The organism is Legionella sp. PC997, assembly GCF_014109825.1.
Taxonomy (GTDB): domain Bacteria; phylum Pseudomonadota; class Gammaproteobacteria; order Legionellales; family Legionellaceae; genus Legionella.
This window is the reverse complement of record NZ_CP059576.1, coordinates 2,443,214-2,462,540: the sequence shown is the minus strand read 5'-3', so window position 1 is coordinate 2,462,540 and position 19,327 is coordinate 2,443,214. Positions and strand designations below refer to the sequence as shown.

The window sequence follows — 19,327 nt, the reverse complement described above, 5'->3', positions numbered from 1 at the left end:
TGCATCGAAGCGAAACCGAACCTCTAGCAATAATGCCCGGTTGCGGCTTTGTACCTTTAATTATCTAATAATTGAATAGGCCAGAGATGGTAAAAATGATGAACGGGTCCATTTCCAAAGCCCACAGAATGTTCTTTTGCCGCTTGTATGGCATTAAATAAATAGTTTTTTGCGATATCGCACGCTTTAATTAAATCAATTTTTTGGGCAAGACAGGCTGTTATGGCTGCAGATAGGGTGCACCCAGTTCCGTGAGTATTTTTAGAGTTAATTCTTGGGCTCGCAAACCAATGAATGTCTCCGTTTGCACCTATTAATAAATCATTCGATTCAACTGAATGCAAAAGATGTCCCCCTTTAAGTAAAACGTATTTGGGGCCAAACTCAAGCAGCTTTTGACCAATATACTTCATTTCTATTTCAGATGATGCATTTAGGCCGGTGAAAGTAAAAGCTTCTGGAAGGTTAGGGGTGATCAAAGTAGCTAGTGGTACCAGTTGGGTGATTAGAGAGTTCACTGCTTCGGGTAGTAATAATGGATCACCACTTTTAGCAACAGTTACAGGGTCAATAACAATAGGAATATCCAGGGCATTTTTTTTTAGGAACGATGACACTAATTCAATGATTTCCGTGTTGAAGAGCATCCCTATTTTTATACTGTCCGGTTTAATATCGTCAAATATAGCGTTCAGCTGATCTTCTATTGCCTTTAATGGAATAGGGTAACAGTTTCTCACTCCGCACGTATTTTGTACCGGCAAAGCGGTAAGTACCGTCATCCCATAGCAGCCTAATGCCGAAAATGTTTTTAAATCAGCCTGAATTCCGGCTCCACCTGAACCATCAAATCCTGCTATAGATAAAGCTTTATATTGCATGACTAGACTCTTGTACAGTTGTTGACATTAAAATCCAGTCGGGATCGAATAAATTATTAATAAACACTTCTTTGAATGTAGCAGGGCGTTTGGCTTGTTCATAAGCCAATTGTCCACACAAGCCAAAATATGCAGTTGCTTGAACTGCAGCGTGAAAATGGTTTGCTTCGCAAGCAACAAAGGCACTCAGGACAGCAGTCATAGTGCAACCCATCCCTGTGATCAGGGGCATAAGGTTTGAACCAAATGGAAGTAAAATCTCATCCACTCCGTTAGTTATAAAATCTTGAGGGCCACTGATTACAATTGTTTTTTTTGATTTTGCCAGCATATGGGCGCTCTGAATTGCTTTAGTTACAGGATCTGAGCTTTCGACTCCTTTAGTGCTTCCATTTGAACCAGCTAATGAAATGATTTCACTCGCATTCCCTCGGATCACTTGAGCATAAGGAAATAACTCCATTGCAGCAGATGTTCGAAGTTTGCTCGCTCCTGCACCTACAGGATCGAGAATTAGGGGTTTATCTATTGAGTTTGCAATGTTGGCTGCAAATCGAGCTCTCTCCATAAATGAATCATTCAAAGTTCCGATATTAATATATACAGCTTGACTTAAATCAATCAGTTCTTCAATCTCGACTTGAGATTCGGACATGAGGGGTGCAGCACCCAAAGCCAAAAGGCTATTTGCCATAAAATCCATAGTAACGTAATTAGTAAGGCAAAGTATTAAGGGTTTTTGTTGCTTTAAACGGGTGAGGGTGAATTGTATGTGCTCAAGCATATCGGGTCCTGAAAAACGATACTTCGCAGCATGAGAATAAGCTCCGAAGTATATATTGGATACCTACCAAGCTGCAATTTTCTCTTCGGGTCGTAAAGAACATTCTTCTGAAATTGAGCCATCATTGCATACAACGTATCCTGTCACGCTGTAGGTTGAAACGACGCCGCCTTTCCATAAGCAGCAACCACGAAATAATTGTAAATCCATAACGGCGTGTGGGGTGCAATAACATGTAGAGTAAAAACCATTTTTACAAACAAGACGGCCTGCTGATGAATCACAATAGCTTACTCCTCCCATTTGACCACAGCAACCGGAAATATATTGGGATTGCGCATATGCTGGTGAAATAAGAAAACTTAATATACCGATACAAAAAAGAGATTTAAGTGACTGCATCTTGATTTCTCGAATTATTTTTCTTTTTAGAATAACATAGGGTTTGTTTAAATTTCTACTATATTACTCAAGCTGTGCTGATTATCTGCGTTTTGGGACTCGAAATTCAGCATTTAAGAACTAATGAGTTAAATAACCCAATATTTCTAAAAACTATTAGTCGGAACTTGAATTGTATGTAGAACATTAGGATAAAGTACAATTAAATAACTAGTAGCTAAACCTGCTAATAGACCAAATAAATGTGCTTCCCAGGATACGCCTTTATCTCTAGGAAAAATACCAAAGAATATACCTGCAAAATAATAGAGACTAATTATGCCCAGGATTATGGTTGTTAATGTAGCGGTCTGATAGATATTACTAACTAAAAAACCCCAATATCCAGTGATTAGTCCACTAGCACCTATATGTAAACCAGGTTTAGCGAAACACCATATGGCAATTCCACTTAAAACAGTTATCATTACGGTAACGACAAGAAAGTAGTTAAGCCCATTTATTAAAATGAAATTACTTAAAACGACCAAGGGAATCGAGTTAAAAAATATATGATTGAAATTTGAGTGCAGAAGAGGGGCAAATATAATACCAGGCAAGCCACGGAGATGTCTTGGAATAATGCCCAGCAATAAGATGTTTCTATAGATCTTACTCACAAAGAAAAAAAGCCATGGAATCACCAAAATAATTTCTAGGATGGGAATGTTATTTTTAGTTTGGGTAATAATTAAGTAAAGGCTATTGTTTAATTCTTCAAGCATTTTTTACTCATGTATTTGGGTAATATCACAAGTCAAACTCCCTTGTGCCAAGCGTATATCGATTGTATCGCCAAGATGTACTTGTTGGTGCGAAAACAATACTTTATTTTCTTTGGTAGCAATAGCATAACCTCTATCCAGTGTAGCCAAGGGGCTAACTGCATGCAAGGTAGATAATTGAGTTCTAAATTGATATTGAAGTTGGCTGATCTTATTTTGCATGTGCTGAATTAATTGAGCTAAGATTTTTTGTAAAACCATCTTTGTTTGATTAATTTGGTTTTTGGGATTTTGGACGTGCAAATGATTGATGCACATGTGGAGTTGATGTGTTTTCTGTTTGATGTATGAGCGCATGCAGGCAATCAATTGCCGTTCCAAGTAATCAGTAGTTTGCCAATAACTGGAAATTGCTTTTTGTGGTGAGGATATTTTATCGATTAAGTGATGCAATCTAACTTGGTATTTTTGTAAAAAACGGTGCATTGCCGCAGATAAACGAGAGATGGAATGGTTTAATAATTTAAACAACTCAATACAGTCGGGTGTCACTGCTGCAGCGGCTGCAGTAGGGGTTTCTGCTCTATAATCAGCTACAAAATCGGCAATGGTAAAATCTGTTTCATGGCCAATCCCAGATACAATAGGAATTGTGCTGTTTGCAATAGTTCGTGCCAGTCTCTCCTCATTAAATGCCCACAAGTCTTCAATACTTCCGCCTCCTCGCGCAAGCAAAAGCACATCGCATCGTTTTTCTATATTGGCACGTTTTAATGCGTTAATCAGTTGTTGTGCTGCGCCGGCACCCTGAACTTCGCTTGGATAGATAAAGACTTCGGCTAATGGGAAACGTCGCGCTAGAGTAGATAATATATCCCGAATCGCAGCTCCCGACGTTGACGTGATAATCCCAATGGCGCGAGGCATGGCCGGAATGAGTTTTTTCTTTACTGAATCAAACAAACCTTCAGTGGCAAGTTTGTTTTTCAATTCTTCAAAACGTTGGTAGAGTGCTCCCAACCCCGCTTCAGTAATTAGCTCTACAATTAATTGATAATCACCGCGTGCTTCATACAGGCTTAATCGTCCACTGGCAACTATATGTTGGCCGTCGCATAATTTGTTTGCAAGTCCATTGGTTTGACGACTTTTAAAGAAAACAGCACGAATTTGCGCCTGATGATCCTTCAGGGTAAAATAAAAATGTCCCGATCCGGGCTTACTTAAATTAGAGATTTCCCCTTCAACATGAACAACACCCAGTTCATTTTCAAGATAGCATTTAACCTGTCGATTAAGTTGGCTGACAGTAAGAATTGAATTTCTTTTTTCCACGATCAATTTATACGTGCTCCATAAATAATAAACAAAGATAAATTTTAAGCATTCATGACGTACAGAGTATCAAAATTAATATCTTACATATAGTAGTGAAAGAATTTAACTTCATTTAAACCCTATCTTGGCAAACCTTCTAAGAATAAGCTATGATCCTCGCATTAAAAATTAAGAATAAAAATAAAATGAACTCATTCCAAAATAGAAAATTAGGTGTTTTCAGCTCATTTTTGTTTTTACTTATAACTATAAGTATGTCGGGCTGTGTCGACTTATCAGGAGGTAGAGCTTCTGAAAAAAGACCAATACCAAAGATCGCTCAATCTGTGTTTCATAAATCCGAAACTCAAAATAATGGGAAAACCACATCAAAAACCGTGAAAGTGAGTAAGTCGCAACCTTATCATGGTGAAGTACACACTATGTTAGGTGGACTTGGGCTTTTTAGTACTGGAATGAGAACACTGAGCGATACTGTTATTGAAGAATGCAACATACCTGCACCTAGTGATATGTGGTACAACGCTGGTAATGTAACACGTTCTATAGCTACCTATTACCAAAAGCATCAACAGCACAGGCCTATTGTTCTGGTGGGACATTCTTTAGGTGCTAATGAGCAGATTAAAGTTGCTCGCAATCTGGACAAAATGGGTATTCCTGTGGATTTATTGGTCACTGTGGATGCAGTATCTCAAACCATTGTTCCACCCAATGTGAAGCATGCAATGAATTTTTATAAGCCTGGATATGTACCCATGTTTAGTGGTTTAAAACTTAGAGCAGTAAATCCAGAGCAAACACGTATTGACAACATTAACGTGACTACGTTAAAAGGCATCGAAGTGAATCATTTCACTATTGATAAAGATCCCGTTGTGCAAGCAATGATAATGGAAGAAGTAAAAAAGGTGTTGAGTAATGCAAATCAAGAAAAAGGGTAAAGAAAATTGTTCTCGTGTATGCATAATTGGAGCCGGTCCAAGCGGTCTTGCTGCGATTAAAAATTTGCAAGAAGAGGGTGTAACCGATATCACGGTATTTGAAAAGAACAATCAAATTGGTGGTAACTGGGTATATGATGAACGAAACGATCATTCCAGTGTATATGAAACGACTCATATTATTAGTTCAAAGCGTTGGTCAGAATTCGAAGATTTTCCTATGCCAGCGCATTATCCTGATTATCCATCGCATACCTTGGTTTTAGATTATTTTAAAAGCTATGCGGATCATTTTGATTTAACTAAATATATTCGTTTTAACACGAATGTTTTGAAAGTAGAACATACTAGTCAGCGTCAATGGAAAGTAGTATTTGAAAATGAACAGGGAACTCATGAAGAATTTTTTGATTATTTATTAGTTGCTAATGGCCATCATTGGGATCCGTTTATGCCAGAATATCCAGGGGAATTCTCGGGCCAACTGCTGCATTCACATCAATATAAGAAAGCCTCTGCGTTTAAAGATCAACGCGTTTTGGTTGTTGGCGGCGGCAATTCTGCGTGTGATATTGCAGTAGAGGTGGCACGCGTCTCTTCGCAAATGTGTATTAGTATGCGCAGAGGCTATCATATTTTTCCTAAATTTGTATTTGGCAAACCCACTGATGCAGCGGTAGCCAAAATTAGATGGATGCCTTCCTGGTTAAGACAGAAGTTTTTGAGTTTTTGTGCTCGTATTTTGCAAGGGCGATATGCCAAATATAAATTAATGACTCCTGACTGCGGGCCTTTAGAAATCCATCCTACTATTAATTCAGAGTTACTTTATTTTATTCGCCATGGAGAAGTGTTCCCTCGTCCAGGAATTACTCATTTCGAGGGGAGTCGAGTTCATTTTACAAATGGTGAATCTGAAGAATTTGATACGGTGATTTTTGCCACAGGCTATAAAATAAGTTTTCCTTTCCTCGATAAGGGTATTGCTGACTTTAGTAATTCTACCAAAATCCCACTTTATAGGAAAATGATGCATCCAGACTATGATAATCTCTATTTTATCGGTTTGTGCCAGCCTCAAGGATGTATTTGGCCGCTAGCTGATTATCAGTCAAAAATCGCGGCACGCATTATTATGGGCACTTTAAAACGACCTGATAAATTGCATGAAAAGACACTTCAAGAAATGAATAAACCTCATTATCGGTTTAAATCTCATATACGACATGCTGTAGAAGTGGATTATCATAAGTTTCGTCGTGAACTATTGGATATGTTAGAAGCTTAATATCTCATCCCGGGTGAAGGCTATCCCTTTATCCGGGAGTCTATACGAATAAACTAATTGAGCAAAGTTTCTCCTGGAAGGTAAACGATCTTAGGTAGATTAGTACGTATCTTATTAATCTACCGTAATTCAAAGAACCTACCTCCAAACAGGATCTCCTGACATGCAAGGAGATCTCGCTTGAGTAGAACGATTAATTCCTGGATTCCTGCCGTTTAATTAGCGCAGTCATTAACTTTTCAATATTAGTTACATGTGGTTTATTTTGAAGAATCATAGCCTTAGTTCGATCTTCACAATATCCTTTTACTTCTTTATCGGGGAATATATAAAATTTCTTATCATCTACCTCCTGTACGATATGTTCTGCAATATCAATAGCAGGGCGTGAATGTGACAAAAGAGATTTCAATGCTTCATGTAAAGAGGAGTTTGCATTTGTTGTATGGGATAAAAGGGAAGTATCTGTAAATGAAGGAAAAACGATAGAAACATCCACTGGCTTTTCCATACGTATCAGATCAAAATATAATGATTCAGATAAAGCAAGTACCGCATGTTTTGACATGGAGTAACACGCTGTTTGTGAACCGGTACATAATGCATATAAGCTCGCTATATTGATAATATGTGAATGGAAGGGTTGCTCAAACAAGAAAGGAATAAAAGCCTGAATCATATGAATCATTCCATGTAAGTTCACGTCCATCACCCGCTGGATTTGTTCTGGATGCAAATCCCAAATAGGCTCTAATGGGCCTATAATTCCTGCATTATTGTAGAGCCAATCGATACGTCTTAATTTCGCCTCAACTTGTTTGGCCAATTGTGCTACTTCATTAGCTTGGGTTACATCACAAGATATTGACAAAATTTGTTCCGGGAAGAGAGATAATAGTCGTTCGGCTTCTTGTTTGAGTTTTATGCTATCTTTATCTACCATTACTACAGTATTACCTTGTTGTAGATGGACTTGGCTTAACGCTAAGCCAATTCCATTCGCAGCACCGGTGATTACAGCTACTTTCATTTTTTTTCCTTTTGCTATAATTTGATAAATCTTACAAATATAAGGATGTTATCTTGAAAAACGACCATGAAATACCAGAGCCTTATGAGTATCCTGATCAGCCTGACGAATATCCAAAAGAACCGGATCCTTATGAGCCGGATGATCCTGGATTACCTGAACCTGAACCATCACAACCTTCCGAACCAAATTGGGAGTAGATGTCTCGCAATTGTTCATATGGAAAGTCAATTTAAAGCAGGGGGCTTTATTTGACCGAAACTAAACAATAAAACGAGACCTATTCAAATTGTAGAGGATATCGAGGTAGTCTTCAGGTTAGCCCTCCTAGTTAATCCCCTTTTATCAGTTGATCCAACGCTTTGCCTATATCCTTGGCCCTCATTAAGCTTTCCCCAATGAGAAAGGTATTAATTCCATGAGCTTGCATTAAATGTATGTCTACAGGTGAGTTAATGCCGCTTTCCGTAATGGTTATTTTATCTTGAGGGATATATTGTTTTAATTGAATACTGAGTTGGATGTCTGTCTTAAAAGTATGAAGACTGCGATTATTAATACCTATTAGTGGAGTAGGTAAACGTAAAGCGCGCTCCAGCTCTTCTTTGTTATGACTTTCTACAAGTACGGAAAGCCCCAACTCATGTGCTAGCTGGCAAAAATCCATTAACTGAATATCATCAAGTAAAGCAACTATGAGTAAGATACAATCTGCGCCTAAGGCCAGACTTTCATAAATTTGATACGAATCAAGAATAAAGTCCTTTCGCAGAATAGGTAGTTTGCACTGGTTTTTTGCTACAGCTAAATAATCAGGATGTCCCTGGAAAAAATCGATATCCGTAAGCACAGAAAGGCACCGAGCACCATGTCGTGCATAGATTGTTGCAATCTCTTCTACATTAAAATCTTCTCTGATCAACCCTTTGCTTGGAGATGCGCGTTTAATTTCTGCAATAATTGCTGGATCATTCTTATCTTTCAGAGCCGCGATGAAATCACGGCGCTCCATAGAGGGTTGTTCTGCTAATAAACTTAAGGGCTTATTTTTTTTAGCAAGAGCTACTTCTTCTTGTTTACGTTGGGCAATACGTTCTAACACACTATTCATGATGCGATTCTTTATTTAAAGTTTGAGTTAGTTGGCTGAGTTGAGTGAAACATTGGCTGGCTTTACCGCTGTCTATCACGACTTTGGCATGTTCCAATGCCTGAATGAAAGAAATATGTTCCTGAGCGCAGTAAATTGCTGCGGCAGAATTTAATAAAACCATGTCGCGAGCGGCTCCTTGTTTTCCGGAAAACACCCCTTGAATCAATTCTAAACTTTGCAGGGGGGAATCAACGATCACTTCATCTAATGAGTGATGTTTGATTCCATAGTCTTCTGGGTTAATAATCCAGTGATGAAAGGAACCTTCTCGATACTCAAGTACATCTGTAGAGGCTGCAATACTGATTTCATCTAATCCATCTTGAGAGTTTACAACTAAAGCTCGCTCACTTCCCATATGAGCCAGTACCGAAGCTAAAGGTTTTTGCCAATCTTTTGAAAATACACCTACTACTTGTCTTTTTACTCGCGCAGGATTGATTAATGGTCCAAGTAAGTTGAACAACGTTCTAATCCCCAGTTGTTGACGTGCAACACGTGCATGTTGCATGGCGGGATGATAGTGAGGCGCAAATAAGAATGCCAAAGAACATTGTTCAATACACGTTTGGATGTGTTGATCAGAAAGACTTAATATAAAACCGGCTTGTTCTAATAAATCAGCACTACCACTACGGCTGGAAACTGAGCGGTTGCCGTGTTTCGCAACTGGAAATCCTGCTGCGGCTACTACAAAGCTGCAGGCCGTAGAGACGTTAAATGTATTTTTCCCATCTCCACCAGTTCCAACGATGTCAATTAAGTTGGTCCCTAAGTCGATGGGGTGGGCTAATTGCTGCATGACTTCAGCCGCAGCTATTAATTCTTCAGTCGTTTCACCTTTCATGCGCATGAGTGCTAAAAATGTTGCGATCTGTACCTCATTATATCGACCGGACATACATGCATGAATCACTGATTGCATTTGTTCCGGATTCAAATTTTTTTTCGCGATTAAGTGCTCAAATAGAAGATTGGGTTTCATATTTTAAGAAATTCTCTAATAATTGCAGTCCATGTTGGCTTAATATTGCTTCTGGATGGAATTGTAGACCAAAAACAGGATATTGACGATGTGAAATTGCCATTATTGTATCATTTGTCCATGCGTCAATAGAGAAACAATCAGGAAGACTTTGTTTCTCAACTGCCAAAGAATGATAACGTGTTGCTTGGAAGGGGTTCGGAATGTTTTTAAAAATTCTTTGTTGATTATGTTCTATAGTTGACGTTCTTCCATGCATTATTTGTGGAGCGGTTATTATTCGACCACCAAAAACTTGAGCAATACTTTGGTGACCAAGGCAAATACCTAAAATAGGAATAGTACGATAAAAAGTGCGTATTGCTTCCATGGAAATGCCTGCCTCATTGGGCGTTTTCGGCCCTGGTGAGATTACCAAGTATTGAGGAGCAAGCCTTTTTATTTGACTTATATTAATTTGATCATGGGTATAAATTAATACTTCTTGGTTGAGGCATTGGAAATATTGTACAAGATTGTAGGTAAATGAATCATAATTATCGATAATGAGCAGCATGTTAAATCTAAATATGGGTTGGTGATGTGGGTGCAGCGCAGGATACCGGACATCTACTGGCTATAAATTCTGAATCCACTGCGCAGATCCAGTCTATTCTTTTATAAAGTAAAATCTTCTCCTAAATAAACGGCCCTGACTTGTTGGTTGGCTAGTATCAACTCCGGGGTTCCTTCACATAATATTTTTCCTTGACTGACAATATAGGCACGCTCGCAAATATCAAGAGTCTCTCTTACGTTATGATCGGTGATTAAAACACCAATACCTTTATTACATAAATGTTGAATGATTTTTTTAATATCAATGACCGAAATCGGGTCCACTCCAGCAAAAGGTTCATCAAGGAGGATGAAGGAGGGCTCTATAGCCAGAGCTCTTGCAATCTCCACACGTCGTCTTTCTCCTCCAGATAGAGCCATACCCAGGCTTTTATGCAGATGTGTGATATGAAATTCTTGAAGCAGAAGATCGAGCTTTTCTTCTCGTGCCTGTTCATTTAAATCAGGTCTCAGTTCGAGAATGGCCATAATGTTTTCTGCTACAGTTAATTTACGAAAGACTGAGGCTTCTTGGGGAAGATAGCTAATCCCTAGACGGGCTCTTTGATGCATGGCACATAGTGTTATATCCTGGTCAGATAGAAAAATTTGACCTTCATCACAGGACTGCAAACCGACGATCATATAAAAACACGTTGTTTTTCCTGCTCCATTGGGACCCAACAAACCAACGCACTCACCTTTTTTTATATGGATACTGATGCCGTTAACCACAGTTCGCGATTTAAAGGATTTTTTAAGATTTCGGGCTTCCAGTATACTCATGATGATTTCTTTTCTGGGTGATAAATAATAACTATCCTTTTACTGTCATCACCTTGAGACAGAACATGTTGTTTCACCGTATCATAACTTATTTTTGCAGCAGAAAAGGAATTTTTTCCTTGTTCTACTCGGGCATTTCCTATTAGCTCAATTAAATGGCGTAAGGGATAATATCGAATAGTGTCGGCATAAGCATGTACGGGAGGTTTTTGAGGATCCGTTATTGTCCAATAGTGTGCCTGTTTTTCTTTAGTCCCATTGGCTATGGCAACAACCAGTTGATTTTTTTCATTCCCAATAGTCACCGCTTTATCGGCATGTAAATTTGTTGTTCCTTGTACTAATTCCACATTGCCCGTATAAGTTCCTTTATGATCTTGTTGGCTTAAGTCAGCTGAGTCTGCCATGACATGCATTACTTGTTCTTTATCCTCCGTCAAGGCATAGGCAGCAGATGAGAACAAGAAAAAAAGGAGTAAACTATAGTTAACCATTCTCTGGAGCATAACTTCCTCTTGCTTGATGCAGTAACTCTACTCTTTTTTCATCGAGATAAGCATTCATTCCAGTTGATTGTACAATATTACCTGGTTGCTCATAGGTTACCAGCAAATCAGAACTTGCTTTCTTTTCTTTAGGGAAGTAGGTAACTTCTTCTGTTTTTAAAGTACTTTCCTCCGTTCCCTTTTTTTGACGCACTACAACGTTCCCTGTAAAAGTAATTTGTTTGCCCCCTTCAAATGATTTGGCTTTAAGTGAGCTAATGTCCCAGGGAGGTTGTTCTTCTTGGCTTACAATAATATGAGGATTTTGTAATAAATAGACATTACCTTTTTGAATATGTTGCATGAACGGTGAGGTGAGGACATTAGCAAGTGTACCTTGTGGATTAAACTGGCGCACTGTAACGTTAACAATAGTAGTGTCTACGGAATTTGCCAAAGTCTCGCTATCTAAGCGAATTTTAACCGTAGAGTGGCTGTAATACCATCCGGAACAGGCTAGGATAATTAAAGTAAAAAAAAGCCATATAAGTTGTTTTGTTGCATTCATTGTTTTAGATAACCTGCTATCGCTGAATCCATCTTATTCTGTGCCTTTAAAATAAGTTCACATAACTCTCGTACCGCTCCACGGCCTCCTGATAGGGTGGTTTGCCACATAGCAATTTCTTTAATTTGATGTACCGCATTGGCCACTGCGACACTAAGCCCAACTTGCTGCATAATTGGGGCATCTGGAATATCATCACCAATGTAAGCAAAGTGCTCATCCTGGAGATTTAATTTACTTTTTAGTTGCTTGTAGGTCTCTTGTTTATCCAATTGATCCTTATAGTAATGAACAATTCCTAATTGTTGCATTCTATGATCTACTACTGCATTCCGCGAACCCGTAATAACGGCGACCTCAATTCCAGCTGTCATCAGTAATTTTAAACCCACTCCGTCATGAATATGGAATGTTTTCTGTTCATTAAAGTGGTTATCAATATATAAGAGACCATCAGTAAGAACACCATCTAAGTCACAGATAAGGCATTTAATATTCTTGGCTCGCTCAATTAATGTATTCATTTAAAAAACACCCGCTTTTAATAAATCATGAAGATGAAGAACAGCCGAAGGTCGTTTTTCTTCATCAATGACAATTAATGAAGTGATGCTGTGTTTTTGCATAATAGTCAAAGCCTCCGCAGCAAGCATCCCTCTAGAAATAGTACGAGCATTACGGGTCATAACTTCTTTTATTGGTGTGGTATTAATATCATATTGACGGGTTAGAGTGCGTCGGATGTCCCCATCGGTATAAACCCCAACAAGATATCCTTTGTTATCAACCACACAAGTCATACCCAATTTTTTATCGGTTACTTCAAGTAACGCTTCACTTACGGTTGCGTTTTCATGAATAAGGGGTAGCTGTTCCCCTTGGTGACAGAGCTCGTCAATACGTAGCAAAAGTCGTTTGCCCAATGAGCCGCCAGGATGTGATAAAGCAAAGTCTTCCTCACTAAAGCCCCTGGCTTGCAGCAAGGCAATTGCTAGTGCATCTCCCATTACCAAGGCTACAGTGGTGCTGGTTGTTGGTGCGAGGCCAAGAGGACAGGCTTCTTGCTTGATACTAACGTCTAAGTTAACGTCGGCTGCTTTTGCTAAAGTTGATTCAGAATTTCCAGTTAGGGCAATTAAAGGGACTTCAAGTCTTTTTAATAGAGGAAGTAATGTAACTAATTCCAATGTATTGCCCGAGTGAGAAATGGCAATTACGGTATCTTGACGGGTAATCATTCCCAGATCCCCATGACTTGCTTCGCCCGGGTGCATAAAAAAAGAGGGGCTACCTGTACTGGATAAAGTTGCAGCGATTTTATTCGCTATATGACCGGACTTACCCATCCCAGTTACTACAATCCGTCCACTACAGGAGAGCAGAAGTTCACAGGCTTTTTCAAACCTGCTATCAATTCGCTGAGTTAACTCAAAGACAGCTTGGGCTTCAGTTTCAATGACCGCCAGTCCGAGGGTACAAAAATTCATAGGCAATTGGATGTTTTTTGTTGATTTTTCATTCTAACAAAAAAATATTTGAATATATAGAATTAAATACCCCAATTTTTTTTATTGATCCAGTGTGGGAAAGCTTTGGCTAATGCAAAATGGCATTCCGAACAAAATTTTTTAAGATTTCCTGCAAAACCTTGCTCAGTACCACTCTTTAAAAAGCGCAGTGAACAAAAAATCAAGTCGCTTAAAACCTAGCATTTTGGAGAGTATCTTAGGTATACTTCTACTTTTGGCTAAATCGGAAAGAGAGCATGCCTGAAAATTGGGTTGAAATAAAAAATTTAGTCTTCACTCGCGAAAGCCATTGTATTTTTAATGGTATTGATATGAGGGTTCAGCGTGGCAAGATTACGGCAATTATGGGACCTAGTGGTTCTGGAAAAACAACTTTATTGCAGTTAATAGGTGCTCAGCTAAGTCCTGACAGTGGCTTCATCCATGTCAATGGTCAAAACATGCATCAATTATCTCGCAAAGCTTTGTATGAGGCGAGACGTAATATGGGCTTACTTTTTCAAAGCTCTGCTTTATTTACCCATCTTTCAGTGTTTGATAATGTGGCTTTTCCTTTGCGGGAGCATACTCAACTTAATGAGTCCATGTTGCGTGATATCGTACTAATGAAACTAGAAGCTGTGGGATTACGAGGTGCTGCAAAGTTAATGCCTGCTCAGTTGTCCGGTGGCATGGCCAGGCGAGTTGCTTTAGCGCGTACTATAGCATTAGATCCTGAACTTATGATGTACGATGAACCATTTACCGGGCAAGACCCCATTTCTTTGGGGGTGTTGGTTCGTTTAATCAAAAGGTTAAATGAATTGTTGCATACCACAACAATAATTGTCTCACATGACGTTGAAGAAACTTGTTCTATAGCAGATTATATATACCTAATTTCTGGTGCAAAAATCATTGGTCAAGGAACCCCGAATGAGCTCATTCAGTCATCTGAACCTCAGATTAGACAATTTATGCATGGGGAAGCTGATGGGGTTGTTCCTTTTCATTATCCTGCCAGAGCGTATATAGAGGAGCTATTAGATGCTTGAGTTCATTACACGTATGGGTAATCGTAGTTCCCGGGTTTTGCAAAATTTGGGAAATTCAGGCTTATTTTTGTTCTTTATGTTGTTCAGACGGCCTGGAATTTCAAAACTTTGGCCCTTGCTACGCTATCAAATTCATTTTGTTGGTGTTTTATCGTGCTTGATCATTGTTGTTTCTGCTTTATTTATTGGAATGGTAGTAGGACTTCAAGGTTATAATACCTTGCAAAAATTTGGTGCTTCCAGTCAACTAGGTCAATTATTAGCCTTAAGTATTTCAAGAGAACTTGGTCCAGTAATTAGTGCATTGTTGTTTGCTGGACGAGCGGGTTCAGCCCTAACTGCCGAAATAGGTTTGATGAAAGCCACCGAACAATTATCCAGTATGGATATGATGGGAGTTGATCCTTTAGGCAGAGTTATTTATCCTCGTTTTATAGCTGGTTTTATTACCTTACCTCTTTTGGCATTAATTTTTTCTGCTGTAGCCATTTTTGGTGGTTATTTTATTGGTGTTCATTGGTTAGGAGTGGATGCAGGAAGTTTCTGGTCAAATATGCAAGCAGCAGTGGATTTCCGAATTGACGTACTCAGTGGTATCATTAAAAGTTTAGTTTTTGCTTTTGTTGTAACCTGGATTTCTGTATTCCAGGGTTTTGAATGTGTGCCTACCGCAGAAGGTATTAGTCAAGCGACGACTAAAACAGTAGTTTATTCATCGCTTGCTGTATTAGGGCTTGATTTTTTGTTGACCGCAATGATGATTGGAGATTGGTAAATGAGTAAGCAACGTTACGTAGATTTTAGTGTTGGCCTATTTATGTTGCTTGGTATATTGGCTTTGCTGGTCATGACAATGAAAGTAAGTAATTTTTCTAGTTTTGGATCTCATGACAGTTATGATGTAACTGCTGATTTTACCGATATTGGAGGCTTGAAAGTACGGGCACCTGTTACTGTAGCAGGAGTTAGGATTGGTGAGGTAACTCATATTGAGTTGCAGCCGGGAGACCTGAACGCAAAGGTAACTATGCGTTTGCGTAGCGATAAAAAAATACCTTATGATGATGCTTCAGCACGCATTTTGACTGAGGGGTTGCTTGGTTCAAACTATATTAGTATTGTTCCAGGCTTTGAGGATGACGAGAATAAAGAGCATCCTTATTTGCAAAATGGAGATGTGATTGGAAAAACTCAAGAAGCAATTATTCTTGAAAATTTAATTGGTCAACTATTATTTAACATTAAAAAATAAGGTCAGAACATGAGAATAATAAAAACAATTTTATTAGTTGTCAGTGTGATTTTATCTCCGATAATGAATGCATCACAAAACTCTCCTATACCTATGTTAGAGCAAACTGCTAACAACATCATCGCTACCCTAAAAGAGAACAAGGACAACTTAAAAAGCAATCCCAGTATTATTTATCGCGCTGTAGAAAACAATTTGCTACCCATTGTTGATGTTGCAGGTATGTCACGTTCTGTTTTAGGAAGACAAGCTTGGAGTAAGGCAACAAATGCGCAAAGAGCGCAATTTTCTAAAGCCTTTACACGCTTAGTTATTCGTACTTATTCCAGTCCTTTAGCACAATATACTAATGAAAGCATACAATTTTTACCGTTAAGAGGCTCTTTAAACGCTCGATTTTTGCGTGTTAACAGCATTATTATTCGTGCAGAAGGCCAAAATATTCCATTGTCTTATAGCCTTGTAGCTAAAAATGGTCAGTGGAAGATCTATGATCTTAGCGTTGAAGGGGTAAGCCTGTTGCAAAGTTTCCGCTCCCAGTTTGCCGCTGCATTACAAAACTCCAGTATTGACGAAGTCATTAAGTTAATGGAAAAAAAGCAAATTAAAAGGACTTCTTAATTGTGAAAAATGTTAATTTTAAACCTGGGGTTGATTTGACATTTAAGTCAGTGGTTGCGGTGCGAGCAAAGCTCTATCAGGCTTTGATGGAAAATAAAACTGACCGATTTAGTTTGGATCTAAGTGATGTAAAACATTGTGATAGTGCGGGTTTAGCACTACTTATTGAAGCTAGAAAGCTATGTAAAAAAAATAACAAGTTTTTTGAAATCATAGGTATGCCTATCGAAACTCAATCTTTAGTAGAGTTTTGTGGCGTAAAGGGCATTTTGGAGGCGGTGTAGTTTTTAATTATTCCAATAGGAATGCCCATTTTTAAAAAGGCGGTTACTTTTTTAGGATTATAAATTGTAGCCTGGGTGACGGTATGAGCCAGAGCCCGGGTTTTTCTTTTTTTATTTGGATAATTAAATCTCGGATGATGCGTTTGTTTTATCTCCGATAGAATTGATGCCAAAAGTTGTATTTATTTCAATTTGTGAGCTAATTTTAATGATAAGTAATGAAGAAATCGAACAAAAATTTAAAACCATTGATGATGTTTATTACATCAAAGTGGGGGGGGATGGTTATCAATACCAGATAACCGTAGTTAGTGATGTTTTTTTAAATAAGTCCAAAGTCGCCAGACAGCAATGGGTTTATGCACAATTGAAAGAATTGATTACCACGGGACAGCTTCATGCAATTAGTATGAATACGTGGACAAAAGAAGAATGGGGGAAGCAACATGGATAAATTATTAATAAATGGTGGCAAAGCATTAAATGGTGAAGTAGTTATTTCAGGAGCAAAAAATGCTGCTTTACCTATTATGGCGGCGAGCTTACTTGCGAGAGATCATGTCACTATTTCCAATGTTCCTCATCTCAAAGACATAACTACTATGATGGAGTTACTTGGTCAATTAGGCGCTCAATTAATTGTTGATGAAAAAATGAATGTCCAAGTTGATGCAAATCAAGTAAATGAATTTGTTGCTCCTTATGATCTAGTAAAAACTATGCGGGCTTCGATTTTAGTATTGGGACCGTTACTTGCTCGATTTGGTAAAGCAGACGTGTCTTTGCCCGGAGGTTGTGCTATCGGAACAAGACCGGTCGATTTGCATTTAAAAGCATTGAAAACTATGGGCGCCGATATTACCGTAAAAAATGGTTATATCAATGCTCGTTGTCGACGTGGTCGTTTGCAAGGCAAACGTTTAATGTTTGATACAGTCACTGTGACGGGTACTGAAAATATTCTTATGGCTGCAACCCTTGCTGAAGGAACAACAATTATTAAAAATGCGGCTCGTGAGCCGGAAGTGGTTGATTTGGCGAATTTTTTGATTCAAATGGGGGCAAAAATTACTGGTGCAGGAACCTCAATCATCGAAGTTGAAGGTGTGGAGTCTCTTTCTGGGGGTACTTATTCGGTTATGTCTGATAGGATTGAGGCAGGAACTTATCTTGCAGCAGGAGCTCTAACTCGAGGTCATGTTACCGTGAAACGAGTTCGACCTGATACCTTATTATCGCAATTATGTAAATTTGAAGAAGCTGGCGCAGAGTTAACAATAGGTGAGGATTGGGTAAGTCTCAATATGCATAACCAACGTCCTAGGGCAGTAAATATTGCCACCGCACCATATCCCGCTTTTGCAACGGACATGCAGGCTCAATTCATGGCGATGAACTCAGTTGCTGATGGTTCTTCAACTATAATAGAAACGATATTTGAAAATCGTTTTATGCATGTACAAGAATTACAACGCATGGGTGCGCAGATTCAACTTAATGGAAATACTGCCATAATTAATGGAGTTGAGCGATTAACCGGCGCTCCCGTAATGGCAACTGATTTACGTGCTTCTGCCAGTTTGATTTTAGCTGGATTAGTTGCAGACGGTGAAACCTCAGTTGAGCGTATCTATCACGTGGATAGAGGTTATGAGCGTATAGAAGAAAAACTATCCTTATTAGGCGCTGATATCAAGCGGGTTTCTGACCGGTGATAACCAAAGAAGAACTATCTTTATACCTGCATCAATTCTTGAGCTGTGATCGATATAATGATTACGCACCCAATGGAATGCAGGTTGAAGGTAAAGAGCAAATTAAGCGAATTTGTACCGCGGTAACTGCTTCTGAAGATGCGATTTCTCAGGCAATTGCATGGGGTGCAGATGCTTTGTTGGTTCATCATGGTTACTTTTGGCGTGGTGAAGCGCCCATAGTTATAGGGATGAAGCGTCGACGGATTTATCAATTATTGTGTAATGAATTAAATCTATTTGCGTATCATCTTCCTTTAGATTGCCATGTTGATCTAGGAAATAATGCATGTTTGGCCAAATTATTTGAAGTCGATGTTGTTCATATGCACCGGGCAGGGGGTACTGATAATCTGCTGTGGTCAGGAAAATTAACTCACACAATGAAGCAAGCAGAGTTTACTGAATTTTTAGCAAATAAATTGCGACGTGCTCCATTGTTCATTGCAGGTAGTGAAAAACCCATCACCCATATTGCTTGGTGTAGTGGAGGAGCCCAGGATTTTATCGAGGATGCATTCCGTTTAGGTGTGGATGCCTATATCAGCGGAGAAATATCTGAACGAACTTATTATCAAGCAAAAGAGTTAGGTATTCATTATTATTCTTGCGGTCATCACGCTACAGAACGTTATGGAATTCAGGCTTTGGGTAACCATCTTGCCTCTCAATTTGAGTTAGAACATTTATTTATTGATAGTGACAATCCTATTTAGGCTCCCAATTTCTTAGGTTATCACTTAAAGCCTATCTCAAATGGAATAGTAAAGTCAAAACCAATAAATTATCTAGTACAAATAAATTCCCTTTCTGTGGGCTATTAGTTCATTTTGTGTTTTGCACTTATC

The 19,327-nt window shown here is 38.7% G+C and carries 25 protein-coding genes; 11 read left to right on the top strand and 14 right to left on the bottom strand.

Annotated elements, in window-relative coordinates; translation table 11 throughout:
* Positions 1-56 precede the first annotated feature (56 nt).
* The 5 genes from thiD to xseA all read right to left on the bottom strand — a co-directional run bounded on the left by thiD (position 57) and on the right by xseA (position 4,166).
* Entirely contained in the window at positions 57-881 is an 825-nt protein-coding gene (thiD, locus tag HBNCFIEN_RS10605) for a bifunctional hydroxymethylpyrimidine kinase/phosphomethylpyrimidine kinase (RefSeq protein ID WP_182391059.1), read from the bottom strand.
* The gene (thiM, locus tag HBNCFIEN_RS10600; protein WP_182391058.1) at positions 871-1,665 is read right to left on the bottom strand and encodes a hydroxyethylthiazole kinase; all 795 of its coding nucleotides are present in this window, start codon (positions 1,663-1,665) and stop codon (positions 871-873) included. The genes thiD and thiM overlap by 11 nt, the downstream gene beginning before the upstream one ends.
* Before the next feature lie 63 nt (positions 1,666-1,728).
* Complete coding sequence (locus HBNCFIEN_RS10595) at positions 1,729-2,067, bottom strand: neurogenic locus notch (RefSeq protein WP_182391057.1); 339 nt, start codon at positions 2,065-2,067, stop codon at positions 1,729-1,731.
* Positions 2,068-2,213: 146 nt separating this feature from the next.
* The gene (locus tag HBNCFIEN_RS10590; protein WP_182391056.1) at positions 2,214-2,831 is read right to left on the bottom strand and encodes a rhomboid family intramembrane serine protease; all 618 of its coding nucleotides are present in this window, start codon (positions 2,829-2,831) and stop codon (positions 2,214-2,216) included.
* Positions 2,832-2,834: 3 nt separating this feature from the next.
* Positions 2,835-4,166 (bottom strand): exodeoxyribonuclease VII large subunit, encoded by a 1,332-nt coding sequence (gene xseA, locus HBNCFIEN_RS10585; RefSeq protein ID WP_182393680.1) that lies wholly within the window; start codon positions 4,164-4,166, stop codon positions 2,835-2,837.
* 188 nt (positions 4,167-4,354) lie between these two features.
* Here xseA and HBNCFIEN_RS10580 point away from each other — a divergent pair, with 188 nt between their 5' ends.
* Both HBNCFIEN_RS10580 and HBNCFIEN_RS10575 read left to right on the top strand, forming a co-directional pair.
* A complete protein-coding gene (locus HBNCFIEN_RS10580; RefSeq protein ID WP_182393679.1) occupies positions 4,355-5,113 on the top strand; it encodes a thioesterase domain-containing protein in 759 nt (252 codons plus the stop codon).
* Positions 5,091-6,401 carry an NAD(P)/FAD-dependent oxidoreductase gene (locus tag HBNCFIEN_RS10575; protein ID WP_182391055.1) on the top strand — a complete coding sequence of 437 codons (1,311 nt, stop codon included), beginning with the start codon at positions 5,091-5,093 and terminating at the stop codon, positions 6,399-6,401. The genes HBNCFIEN_RS10580 and HBNCFIEN_RS10575 overlap by 23 nt, the downstream gene beginning before the upstream one ends.
* Before the next feature lie 193 nt (positions 6,402-6,594).
* On the opposite strand, the gene HBNCFIEN_RS10570 is transcribed toward HBNCFIEN_RS10575, so the two are convergent.
* Positions 6,595-7,431, bottom strand: coding sequence for an SDR family oxidoreductase (locus tag HBNCFIEN_RS10570; protein WP_182391054.1), 837 nt, complete (start codon positions 7,429-7,431; stop codon positions 6,595-6,597).
* A 53-nt stretch (positions 7,432-7,484) separates the two neighbouring features.
* Here HBNCFIEN_RS10570 and HBNCFIEN_RS10565 point away from each other — a divergent pair, with 53 nt between their 5' ends.
* Entirely contained in the window at positions 7,485-7,631 is a 147-nt protein-coding gene (locus tag HBNCFIEN_RS10565) for a hypothetical protein (protein ID WP_182391053.1), read from the top strand.
* A gap of 131 nt (positions 7,632-7,762) precedes the next feature.
* Here the strand turns inward: HBNCFIEN_RS10565 and trpC are convergent, their stop codons facing one another.
* The 8 genes from trpC to HBNCFIEN_RS10525 all read right to left on the bottom strand — a co-directional run bounded on the left by trpC (position 7,763) and on the right by HBNCFIEN_RS10525 (position 13,492).
* On the bottom strand, positions 7,763-8,542 hold the full coding sequence (trpC, locus tag HBNCFIEN_RS10560) for an indole-3-glycerol phosphate synthase TrpC (protein ID WP_182391052.1): 780 nt from the start codon (positions 8,540-8,542) through the stop codon (positions 7,763-7,765).
* The gene (gene trpD, locus HBNCFIEN_RS10555; RefSeq protein WP_182391051.1) at positions 8,535-9,569 is read right to left on the bottom strand and encodes an anthranilate phosphoribosyltransferase; all 1,035 of its coding nucleotides are present in this window, start codon (positions 9,567-9,569) and stop codon (positions 8,535-8,537) included. The genes trpC and trpD overlap by 8 nt, the downstream gene beginning before the upstream one ends.
* Positions 9,547-10,125 carry an aminodeoxychorismate/anthranilate synthase component II gene (locus tag HBNCFIEN_RS10550; protein WP_182391050.1) on the bottom strand — a complete coding sequence of 193 codons (579 nt, stop codon included), beginning with the start codon at positions 10,123-10,125 and terminating at the stop codon, positions 9,547-9,549. Before HBNCFIEN_RS10550 ends, trpD begins: the two co-directional genes overlap by 23 nt.
* Before the next feature lie 101 nt (positions 10,126-10,226).
* Positions 10,227-10,952 carry an LPS export ABC transporter ATP-binding protein gene (gene lptB / locus HBNCFIEN_RS10545; RefSeq protein WP_182391049.1) on the bottom strand — a complete coding sequence of 242 codons (726 nt, stop codon included), beginning with the start codon at positions 10,950-10,952 and terminating at the stop codon, positions 10,227-10,229.
* Positions 10,949-11,458 carry a lipopolysaccharide transport periplasmic protein LptA gene (gene lptA / locus HBNCFIEN_RS10540; RefSeq protein WP_182391048.1) on the bottom strand — a complete coding sequence of 170 codons (510 nt, stop codon included), beginning with the start codon at positions 11,456-11,458 and terminating at the stop codon, positions 10,949-10,951. Before lptA ends, lptB begins: the two co-directional genes overlap by 4 nt.
* Positions 11,439-12,005, bottom strand: coding sequence for an LPS export ABC transporter periplasmic protein LptC (gene lptC / locus HBNCFIEN_RS10535; protein ID WP_182391047.1), 567 nt, complete (start codon positions 12,003-12,005; stop codon positions 11,439-11,441). The genes lptA and lptC overlap by 20 nt, the downstream gene beginning before the upstream one ends.
* Positions 12,002-12,529 (bottom strand): HAD family hydrolase, encoded by a 528-nt coding sequence (locus HBNCFIEN_RS10530; protein ID WP_182391046.1) that lies wholly within the window; start codon positions 12,527-12,529, stop codon positions 12,002-12,004. Before HBNCFIEN_RS10530 ends, lptC begins: the two co-directional genes overlap by 4 nt.
* Positions 12,530-13,492 (bottom strand): KpsF/GutQ family sugar-phosphate isomerase, encoded by a 963-nt coding sequence (locus HBNCFIEN_RS10525; RefSeq protein ID WP_182391045.1) that lies wholly within the window; start codon positions 13,490-13,492, stop codon positions 12,530-12,532.
* 278 nt (positions 13,493-13,770) lie between these two features.
* On the opposite strand from HBNCFIEN_RS10525, the gene HBNCFIEN_RS10520 reads away from it, so the two are divergent.
* The 8 genes from HBNCFIEN_RS10520 to HBNCFIEN_RS10485 all read left to right on the top strand — a co-directional run bounded on the left by HBNCFIEN_RS10520 (position 13,771) and on the right by HBNCFIEN_RS10485 (position 19,195).
* A complete protein-coding gene (locus tag HBNCFIEN_RS10520) occupies positions 13,771-14,568 on the top strand; it encodes an ATP-binding cassette domain-containing protein (protein ID WP_182391044.1) in 798 nt (265 codons plus the stop codon).
* Positions 14,561-15,343 carry a lipid asymmetry maintenance ABC transporter permease subunit MlaE gene (gene mlaE, locus HBNCFIEN_RS10515; RefSeq protein ID WP_110143469.1) on the top strand — a complete coding sequence of 261 codons (783 nt, stop codon included), beginning with the start codon at positions 14,561-14,563 and terminating at the stop codon, positions 15,341-15,343. The genes HBNCFIEN_RS10520 and mlaE overlap by 8 nt, the downstream gene beginning before the upstream one ends.
* Positions 15,344-15,820: an outer membrane lipid asymmetry maintenance protein MlaD gene (mlaD, locus tag HBNCFIEN_RS10510; protein WP_182391043.1), complete on the top strand. Its 477-nt coding sequence runs from the start codon at positions 15,344-15,346 to the stop codon at positions 15,818-15,820.
* A 9-nt stretch (positions 15,821-15,829) separates the two neighbouring features.
* On the top strand, positions 15,830-16,441 hold the full coding sequence (locus HBNCFIEN_RS10505; protein ID WP_182391042.1) for a phospholipid-binding protein MlaC: 612 nt from the start codon (positions 15,830-15,832) through the stop codon (positions 16,439-16,441).
* 2 nt (positions 16,442-16,443) lie between these two features.
* On the top strand, positions 16,444-16,725 hold the full coding sequence (locus HBNCFIEN_RS10500; protein WP_182391041.1) for a lipid asymmetry maintenance protein MlaB: 282 nt from the start codon (positions 16,444-16,446) through the stop codon (positions 16,723-16,725).
* A gap of 208 nt (positions 16,726-16,933) precedes the next feature.
* Positions 16,934-17,179: a BolA family protein gene (locus HBNCFIEN_RS10495; RefSeq protein ID WP_182391040.1), complete on the top strand. Its 246-nt coding sequence runs from the start codon at positions 16,934-16,936 to the stop codon at positions 17,177-17,179.
* Complete coding sequence (murA, locus tag HBNCFIEN_RS10490; protein WP_182391039.1) at positions 17,172-18,440, top strand: UDP-N-acetylglucosamine 1-carboxyvinyltransferase; 1,269 nt, start codon at positions 17,172-17,174, stop codon at positions 18,438-18,440. The genes HBNCFIEN_RS10495 and murA overlap by 8 nt, the downstream gene beginning before the upstream one ends.
* Positions 18,437-19,195 (top strand): Nif3-like dinuclear metal center hexameric protein, encoded by a 759-nt coding sequence (locus HBNCFIEN_RS10485; protein WP_182391038.1) that lies wholly within the window; start codon positions 18,437-18,439, stop codon positions 19,193-19,195. The genes murA and HBNCFIEN_RS10485 overlap by 4 nt, the downstream gene beginning before the upstream one ends.
* Positions 19,196-19,327 lie beyond the last annotated feature (132 nt).

Excerpts from the sequence above, each read along its gene's own strand:
- thiM (WP_182391058.1), bottom strand. The coding sequence starts at position 1,665 with ATGCTTGAGCACATACAATTCACCCTCACCCGTTTAAAGCAACAAAAA.
- lptC (WP_182391047.1), bottom strand. The coding sequence starts at position 12,005 with ATGAATGCAACAAAACAACTTATATGGCTTTTTTTTACTTTAATTATC.
- trpC (WP_182391052.1), bottom strand. The coding sequence starts at position 8,542 with ATGAATAGTGTGTTAGAACGTATTGCCCAACGTAAACAAGAAGAAGTA.
- murA (WP_182391039.1), top strand. The coding sequence starts at position 17,172 with ATGGATAAATTATTAATAAATGGTGGCAAAGCATTAAATGGTGAAGTA.
- HBNCFIEN_RS10505 (WP_182391042.1), top strand. The coding sequence starts at position 15,830 with ATGAGAATAATAAAAACAATTTTATTAGTTGTCAGTGTGATTTTATCT.
- HBNCFIEN_RS10520 (WP_182391044.1), top strand. The coding sequence starts at position 13,771 with ATGCCTGAAAATTGGGTTGAAATAAAAAATTTAGTCTTCACTCGCGAA.
- HBNCFIEN_RS10530 (WP_182391046.1), bottom strand. The coding sequence starts at position 12,529 with ATGAATACATTAATTGAGCGAGCCAAGAATATTAAATGCCTTATCTGT.
- HBNCFIEN_RS10495 (WP_182391040.1), top strand. The coding sequence starts at position 16,934 with ATGATAAGTAATGAAGAAATCGAACAAAAATTTAAAACCATTGATGAT.
- HBNCFIEN_RS10550 (WP_182391050.1), bottom strand. The coding sequence starts at position 10,125 with ATGCTGCTCATTATCGATAATTATGATTCATTTACCTACAATCTTGTA.
- trpD (WP_182391051.1), bottom strand. The coding sequence starts at position 9,569 with ATGAAACCCAATCTTCTATTTGAGCACTTAATCGCGAAAAAAAATTTG.
- HBNCFIEN_RS10590 (WP_182391056.1), bottom strand. The coding sequence starts at position 2,831 with ATGCTTGAAGAATTAAACAATAGCCTTTACTTAATTATTACCCAAACT.
- mlaD (WP_182391043.1), top strand. The coding sequence starts at position 15,344 with ATGAGTAAGCAACGTTACGTAGATTTTAGTGTTGGCCTATTTATGTTG.
- lptB (WP_182391049.1), bottom strand. The coding sequence starts at position 10,952 with ATGAGTATACTGGAAGCCCGAAATCTTAAAAAATCCTTTAAATCGCGA.
- thiD (WP_182391059.1), bottom strand. The coding sequence starts at position 881 with ATGCAATATAAAGCTTTATCTATAGCAGGATTTGATGGTTCAGGTGGA.
- lptA (WP_182391048.1), bottom strand. The coding sequence starts at position 11,458 with ATGCTCCAGAGAATGGTTAACTATAGTTTACTCCTTTTTTTCTTGTTC.
- HBNCFIEN_RS10570 (WP_182391054.1), bottom strand. The coding sequence starts at position 7,431 with ATGAAAGTAGCTGTAATCACCGGTGCTGCGAATGGAATTGGCTTAGCG.
- HBNCFIEN_RS10595 (WP_182391057.1), bottom strand. The coding sequence starts at position 2,067 with ATGCAGTCACTTAAATCTCTTTTTTGTATCGGTATATTAAGTTTTCTT.
- HBNCFIEN_RS10575 (WP_182391055.1), top strand. The coding sequence starts at position 5,091 with ATGCAAATCAAGAAAAAGGGTAAAGAAAATTGTTCTCGTGTATGCATA.
- mlaE (WP_110143469.1), top strand. The coding sequence starts at position 14,561 with ATGCTTGAGTTCATTACACGTATGGGTAATCGTAGTTCCCGGGTTTTG.
- HBNCFIEN_RS10580 (WP_182393679.1), top strand. The coding sequence starts at position 4,355 with ATGAACTCATTCCAAAATAGAAAATTAGGTGTTTTCAGCTCATTTTTG.
- HBNCFIEN_RS10525 (WP_182391045.1), bottom strand. The coding sequence starts at position 13,492 with ATGAATTTTTGTACCCTCGGACTGGCGGTCATTGAAACTGAAGCCCAA.